This window comes from Streptomyces boluensis, assembly GCF_009908195.1.
GTDB lineage: Bacteria > Actinomycetota > Actinomycetes > Streptomycetales > Streptomycetaceae > Streptomyces > Streptomyces boluensis.
Map to the genome: position 1 here is coordinate 1 of NZ_JAAAHS010000725.1, position 1,202 is coordinate 1,202.

Below are 1,202 nucleotides of genomic sequence, written 5' to 3' on the forward strand. Positions count from 1 at the left end.
GGCCATGGCCTTGACGAAGGCGCGCTCGACGTCGGCGGTGGAGAGTACGCCGTAGATCTCGCCGGTCTCTTCGACGACGAGGTATTCGGTGGCGGGGGTGGCGCGGAGGGTGTCGATGAGTTCTTCGCCGGCGAGTTCGACGGAGACCCGCATGCCGGCGGTGAGGTCCTGGGCGAGTCCGCTGACGGCGATCCAGGGGCGGCGGTGTTCGGGGATGCCGACGATGGCCGCTTCGCGGACGACTCCGGTGGCGTCGCCGTGTGCGTCGACGACGACGAGGGCGCGGGCGCCGGCGTCGTTGGCGCGGCGGAGCGCTTCGGACAGCGGGGTGTCGGAGGTGACGGGTACGGCGCGCCGGGTGAGGGTGCGGGCGCGCAGTTGCGGGAGGCGTTCGCGGAGGCGGGCCATGCGGAGGCTGTTGCCGGCGCCGGTCCAGATGATCGCGGCGAGGATCGCGGCGAGGAGGGCATCGGTGACGGTTTCCATGCCGACGCTGCGGGGGGCGGTGCCGCCGAGGACGCCGGACTGGGTGAGCAGGGGCAGTCCGATGAGTACGGAGACGGCGAGGGCGCGGCCGACCCAGGCGGCGGCGACGGTGCCGGCCATGGGCTTGCCGGTGATCTTCCAGACGACGGCGCGGAGCATCCGGCCGCCGTCGAGGGGCAGTCCGGGCAGCAGGTTGAAGGCGGCCACGATGAGGTTGGAGATCATCAGGCCGGCCATCAGGACGCCGGGGACGGTGCCGGGTTCGACGACGTACATGCCTCCGTAGAAGACGGCCGCGAGGACCAGGGAGAGCAGGGGGCCGACGAAGGCGAGCGTGAATTCGCGGCCGGGGGTCTCCGACTCCTTCTCGATCTCGGACACTCCGCCGAAGAACTGCAGCTGGATCCGGCGCACCGGGAGCTTGTAGCGCAGCGCGACGACGGTGTGGGCGAGTTCGTGGACGAGTACGGAGGCGTAGAAGGCGACCGCGAAGAAGAGGGCGACGAGGTAGCGGAGCACGCCCAGCTCGGGGAGGACCCGGTCGAGTTGGGAGCCGAAGACCCAGGTGATGAGGGCGGCGACGAGGAACCAGCTGGGTGCGACGGAATATCCCCGTCGACCGGCCCCGGAACGCGGTGCTTGATCAGCCTCGCGGCTTCTCGCGCATCTCGTACGTCGCGATGACGTCGTCGATCTTGATGTCGTTGAAGTTTCCG

Annotated in this window: 1 pseudogene; it reads right to left on the reverse strand. The window is 70.2% G+C overall.

Going from position 1 to position 1,202, the window contains the following annotated elements:
* Positions 1-1,089: pseudogene (locus GUY60_RS37755) on the reverse strand (site-2 protease family protein); the annotation flags it as partial.
* Between the last annotated feature and the right edge of the window lie 113 nt (positions 1,090-1,202).